The 6,000-nt window shown below is 58.2% G+C and carries 7 protein-coding genes; 2 read left to right on the forward strand and 5 right to left on the reverse strand.

The genetic code is table 11. The annotated features are described in order from the left end of the window. Positions 1–224: 224 nt before the first annotated feature. From GOX66_RS17525 to GOX66_RS17540, 4 genes are all read right to left on the reverse strand, one after another. Positions 225–797 carry a cob(I)yrinic acid a,c-diamide adenosyltransferase gene (locus GOX66_RS17525; RefSeq protein ID WP_170764038.1) on the reverse strand — a complete coding sequence of 191 codons (573 nt, stop codon included), beginning with the start codon at positions 795–797 and terminating at the stop codon, positions 225–227. Continuing rightward, complete coding sequence (locus GOX66_RS17530; protein WP_170764039.1) at positions 798–1,001, reverse strand: twin transmembrane helix small protein; 204 nt, start codon at positions 999–1,001, stop codon at positions 798–800. It lies immediately after the preceding gene. Between the two features lie 80 nt (positions 1,002–1,081). Next, complete coding sequence (locus GOX66_RS17535) at positions 1,082–1,909, reverse strand: SDR family NAD(P)-dependent oxidoreductase (protein WP_170764040.1); 828 nt, start codon at positions 1,907–1,909, stop codon at positions 1,082–1,084. 69 nt (positions 1,910–1,978) lie between these two features. After that, a complete protein-coding gene (locus GOX66_RS17540; protein WP_237212657.1) occupies positions 1,979–2,590 on the reverse strand; it encodes an SH3 domain-containing protein in 612 nt (203 codons plus the stop codon). A 200-nt stretch (positions 2,591–2,790) separates the two neighbouring features. Here GOX66_RS17540 and GOX66_RS17545 point away from each other — a divergent pair, with 200 nt between their 5' ends. Further along, complete coding sequence (locus tag GOX66_RS17545; protein ID WP_170764041.1) at positions 2,791–5,139, forward strand: DNA topoisomerase IV subunit A; 2,349 nt, start codon at positions 2,791–2,793, stop codon at positions 5,137–5,139. Between the two features lie 99 nt (positions 5,140–5,238). Further along, on the forward strand, positions 5,239–5,832 hold the full coding sequence (locus GOX66_RS17550; protein ID WP_170764042.1) for a hypothetical protein: 594 nt from the start codon (positions 5,239–5,241) through the stop codon (positions 5,830–5,832). On the opposite strand, the gene GOX66_RS25635 is transcribed toward GOX66_RS17550, so the two are convergent. Further along, the coding region (locus GOX66_RS25635; protein WP_214652680.1) for a hypothetical protein at positions 5,810–6,000 on the reverse strand (191 nt) is incomplete at its 5' end. The two genes, GOX66_RS17550 and GOX66_RS25635, sit on opposite strands and share 23 nt — an antisense overlap.

The raw sequence follows: 6,000 nt of genomic DNA on the forward strand, positions 1-6,000 counted from the left end.
GAGCAAAATCGTCACGTCTTGGGCTTGAGACGTCGCGTTTTGTGTTTTTTGCGGCGAAGGGGCGCAACAAAGTTACACGGCCAATGGGCTGCAAACGGTGTTTTTGGTTCTGAAATTTCCTGGCGAAACCGGGCCGCGTCTGGCGTGACCCTGCCAGCCAGATTACGGTTTCAACAGGAAAACCATTTAAATCACCGCAGCTTTACCGGGGCGCAGCAACGCCTTCAGCGGTTCGCGCCCGGAACCCACAACACGTCAGCGGTGCCGTTTTCGTTGGCGCGACGGGCGGCCACAAAGAACCAGTCGCTCAGCCGGTTGAGATATTTCACCGCTACTTCGTTCACGGGTTCCATATTGGTGAGTTCGACAGCAAGTCGTTCGGCCCGGCGCGAAACGGTCCGGCAGACATGCAGATGAGCGGCCAGTCGCGTGCCGCCAGGCAGGATGAAGCTGCGTAACGGTTCCAGTGTTTCGTTCATGGCATCGATCTCGGCTTCAAGCCGGTCGATCTGGGCGGGAACGATGCGCAGCGGAGTGTAATCGGCCTCGGCGTCTTTTTCCATGTCAGGGCGGCAGAAGTCCGCGCCCAGATCGAAAAGGTCGTTCTGAATGCGGGCCAGGGCGGCCTCGACGTCACCTTCGGCTTCGGTGCGGGCGACACCTACAAATGAGTTCAGTTCGTCAACTGTGCCATATGCTGCCACACGGCCGGAATATTTGGCAACGCGTTCGCCGTTACCCAGTGCGGTTTTGCCGTCATCACCGGTGCGCGTGTAGATCTTGTTCAGAACGACCATCTATTGAGCTCCTTGTCCGCGCAGCCAGACGTAAAGCACGATCAGCACCACAGCAATGAATTGGAACAGGATGCGCAGCTGCATCATCTTGTTGCTTTTCAGGGCGGCATTCCTGCCGCTCTTGCCGAAATTGGAGATGCCTATCGCCAGCACGACGACAACCGCCGCCATGGCCAACAGCAAAACGACCATCAAAAGGTCCATGAGTACACCGTCCGCTTTTCTTGTTGTCCTAGCCTACCATCTAGCCTCACGGGTCTGAAAAGCGAACGGGTAATTTCGCCTCAGACGTCCGACAGGATGCGGTCGATGGTGCGGGTTGGCAGTATGCGGCGCAGGTATCCGGCAATATAGGTAGGTGTTGTGACGTAGTACCGGGCGCGTGGTCGCTTTGATTCGACCGCAAGGGCCAGCTTTTCCGTCACGGCAGATGCTGGAAGTTCGAACCGATCCGGGCCAGAGGATTCGTACAGTCTTTTCAACAAGGTTTCTTCATACTTCGCGCGCAAGGCCGAGTTCTGCCAGTTGATGAAACGTTCGAAAAAGGGGATCGAATTTTCGCGGATTTTTGATGTGATAGGTCCAGGCTCGATCAGAATGACCCGGATATCGGTGTCGCTGAGTTCAAGGCGCAACGTGTCCGTCAATCCTTCGACCGCGTATTTTGTGGCCACATAGGCTCCGCGCCACGGAAAAGCGACCAGCCCCAGCACGGATGAGTTCTGGACGATTCGCCCGTGGCCCTGCGCCCGCATGACCGGAATCACCTGCCGGGTCAGTTCATGCCAGCCAAAAAAATTGGATTCGAAAATCTGGCGCAGGCCAACGGTCGGCAAATCTTCAACTGCACCGGGCAGGCCGTGCGCGCCGTTATTGAACAACGCGTCCAGTGTGCCGCCCGTGGCCGCAAGAACCTCGGCCAAACCAGCGGTGATGCTGTCGTCGTCGGTATAGTCAATGAGCGGACTTTCAAAGCCCTGCGCCCGTAGCCGGTCGCAATCACGCTGCTGGCGACAGGACGCAAAGACCCGCCAGCCACGCCCGCGCATGCCATGGGCGGCGTCCAGGCCAATGCCGGATGAGCAGCCGGTGATAAGAATGGTTTTCTGCATGATCTTCCTGAAGCTGAACCTGCGCTAAAGCTATGGCGAGGTTCGGGTCAGGACAATGACACTTCGACGTCAGTTCGGAATTTTTCGAACCAGTGACGCCGAAATCCAGCCGACCTGTTGCTGCGGCAACATGCGCAGGCGCAACCAACCGGTACCGGATTCGCTCAGCACTTCGACCTTCTGACCTATGGTCGCCTTGCCGATGATAGGATAGATCGTGCCCGGACCATCGCGCATGTTGACACGGGTCCCCGAGATTTCACGGATGTCTTTTTCCGGTTCGGGTATTGCCGGGGCTTCCACCGCCTCATCCTGAACATCTTCGGTGATCTGCCGCAGCCCGGCCACACCGTCCTCCAGCGAAGCGAGCGTGATGTTGGCCCCCTGATCTTCGAAAACCGAAAGGCTTGAGAATGTCGCAAGGCTGGCAGTATCGGCGACGATTTCAACGACTTCTTCGACTGCGGATTCCGGCTGAATACGTGCAGGCGGCGTTCGCACCGCGACGTTGGTCACAAGTTCTTCGGCCCGGGCGGGTACGATGGATGACGGTATTTGAACTGCGGCAACGCGTGCAGGTTGATCGGAACGCAGGCCGCGCGGTTCAAAATCCGGCCCGCCGCTCATTATGTAAAAGCACCAGCCGAGTGCTGCGAAAGTTATAACAATAAGGCGCGTCATGGCGCATCCCCCGGTAATCGCAAGAAACAAGAAATAGGCAGCAGATTAATGCAGACAGCCTACCATAATTTGCCGTTCGAGTCGAAAACCGGGGGAAATCCGGGACTTGTCTCCCCCTGTTGCAAAAAGCGCGACTTGTCCCCAGCAAAATACGCGTTGCTTGCTTTACCAAGGCGCGCTTGCGGCGTATCACATCATATATGAACGATACGATCGACGACCCCAACATGGAGGCCCCTGAAAACGGGGGCGAGATAGCCGAACCTCTGCGCCGTGCGATTGGCGAACGCTATCTGACCTATGCGCTGTCCACCATCATGCACCGCGCATTGCCCGATGCGCGGGACGGGCTGAAGCCGGTGCACCGGCGAATCCTCTATGCGATGAGGGAACTGCGGCTGAGCGCGACGGGGGGGTTCCGCAAGTCGGCCAAGATTTCCGGCGACGTGATGGGCAACTATCACCCGCATGGCGATGCCGCGATCTATGATGCGATGGCGCGTCTGGCGCAGGATTTCAACGTCCGTTACCCGCTGGTCGACGGGCAGGGGAACTTCGGCAATATCGACGGCGACAACCCGGCGGCCTCGCGCTACACCGAGGCGCGGATGACCATCGTCGCCGAGGCTCTGCTTGAGGGTCTGAACGAAGACGCCGTTGATTTTCGTGACAACTACGACGGCACGCTGACTGAGCCTGTCGTGCTGCCCGCGCAGTTCCCGAATCTACTGGCCAACGGCTCCAGCGGTATCGCGGTCGGAATGGCGACAAATATCCCGCCGCATAACATTGCCGAGCTGTGCGACGCCTGCCTGCATCTGATCAAGACGCCCGATGCACGCGACGACACGCTGCTGAACTATGTGCCCGGCCCGGACTTCCCCACTGGCGGCGTGATTGTCGAGCCGCCCGAGAATATCGCGCAGGCCTATCGCACCGGACGCGGCTCGTTCCGCCTGCGCTGCAAGTTCGAGGTCGAGGATCTGGGCCGTGGCCAATGGCAGATCGTCGTCACCGAGATCCCCTACCAGGTTCAGAAATCCAAACTGATCGAAAAGATCGCGGAACTGATCCAGACCAAAAAGATTCCGATCCTCGCCGATGTGCGCGACGAATCCGCCGACGACATCCGCCTGATCCTTGAGCCGCGCTCCAAGAACGTGGACCCCGAGGTGCTGATGGGCATGCTCTACCGCAACTCGGACCTTGAGGTGCGGTTCAGTCTGAACATGAACGTGCTGATCGACGGGGTGACGCCCAAGGTCTGTTCGATGAAGGAGGTGCTGCGCGCCTTCCTCGATCATCGGCAAGAGGTTCTGCTGCGTCGCTCGCGCCACCGCATGGCGAAGATCGACCACCGGTTGGAGGTGTTGGAGGGCTTTATCGTCGCCTTCCTGAACCTCGACCGTGTGATCGACATCATCCGCTATGACGACGATCCCAAGGCCGCGCTGATGCGCGAAGATTGGGGCATCGACCACGTCCGCGCCACCAGCGAGGCTGATTATGTATCGCCCAAACCGGGCGAGGGCGAGCTGTCCGAGGTTCAGGTCGACGCCATTCTCAACATGCGCCTGCGCAGCTTGCGTCGTCTGGAAGAGATGGAACTGGTCCGCGAGCGCGACGCGCTGATGGAAGAGCGCGCCAACCTCGAGGACCTCCTGGCGGATGATGGCCTGCAATGGGCCAAGATCGCCGAACAGTTGAAAGAGACCAAGAAGACCTTTGGCAAAGACTACGAAGGTGGCGCGCGCCGCACTCAGTTCGCCGAGGCGGGGCAGGTTGAAGAAGTCCCGCTTGAGGCGATGATCGACAAGGAACCGATCACGGTCGTCTGCTCTCAGATGGGTTGGATTCGCGCCATGACCGGTCATATCGACCTGAAGCGCGAGTTGAAGTTCAAGGACGGTGACGGGCCACGTTTCATCTTCCATGCCGAGACAACCGATCGCCTGTTGGTGTTTGCGTCGAATGGACGTTTCTACACGATCAGCGCCGCCAACCTGCCCGGTGGGCGGGGAATGGGCGAGCCGCTGCGCCTGATGGTCGATCTGCCGAACGAGGCGCAGATCGTCGATATCCTGATCCACAAACCGGGGCGTAAGCTGCTGGTGGCCTCGGATGCAGGCAACGGATTCATGGTGCCCGAGGATGACGTGCTGGCTCAGACCCGCAACGGTAAACAGGTGCTGAACGTCAAAGGCGATGAGACGGCGGTGATCTGTAAACCTGTTGAGGGCGATCACGTGGCGGTGGTGTCTCAGAACGGCAAGTTCCTGGTATTCCCCATGTCCGAACTGCCCGAGATGACTCGCGGCAAGGGCGTCCGTCTGCAGAAATACAATATGGCGCGTGGTCGTCAGGGCACGCTGGAATTGGATGGTGGGCTGTCAGATGTGACCACCTTCAAGTGGGACGAGGGCTTGAAATGGTCTATGGGTGGCGACAAAACCCGGCACGAGTCTGACTTGTCGCAATGGCTCGCCAAACGCGCCAGTGTCGGGAAAAAGCCGCCCTATGGCTTTCCGCGTGACTATAAATTCTCGTGATCTTGCAGGGCCCGCGGGTAGATTTCTGCTGATACGGCTTGGCACAGGCCGTATTGGTGCGTTAGATCAAAGAAAAACAGGCCTATCGAGACGAGACATATGTTGCGCATTCTGACCCTGATCACCGGACTGGCCCTGATGGCCGCCTGCACTCAGACACAGGTATATGAAGAACCTGAATCCCTGGGCGAATTCAAGTTGCGGGTCAACTATGCATTCGCTGACAAGGCCGTGCAGGGACCAGTTTCGCGGGATGCCACGCCTGACGAATGGACCAAGGCCATCCAGAACGCAGTGGATATCCGACTTGGCCGTTACGAGGGTGCTCAGGAATATGACATCGGCATCAGCCTGGAAGGGTACATGCTGGCACCTCCGGGTATTCCAGTGATCTATAACCCCAAGAGCACCGCGATTGTTTTGGTCAACGTCTACGATGTACGCAACGAAGAGTTCCTGGTCAAAGGCAAGCAGTTTCAGGTTCTTGAGGATACGACCGGCGGCAGCGCTCTCAAGGGATCCGGCCACGAGCGGACAAAAGAAGAGCAGATGAGTGGGCTAGCCCTGAAAGTTGCCGACCGGGTCGAGGAGTGGTTAGCCGAAGAACACAAGGACAATGGTTGGTTTGATCGGCGGCCTGATCTGATTCAACCGCTCGGCTCCGGGACGGTTACGCAAAATCCGGCGTCTTAACCGGCTTTTCACGCAGGATGTGCTTGATTTTCCCCTTTGAACCAAATATCTCGCGCGCGCAGATGTAACCACGGGACCAAGGGTCCCCCAAAACGCAAAAGGGCGCCTGAGGAATGGCAAAGGAAAAGTTTGAGCGTAATAAGCCGCACGTCAACATCGGCACGATTG

The organism is Ruegeria lacuscaerulensis (assembly GCF_013031245.1).
Taxonomy (GTDB): Bacteria; Pseudomonadota; Alphaproteobacteria; order Rhodobacterales; family Rhodobacteraceae; genus Ruegeria; species Ruegeria lacuscaerulensis_C.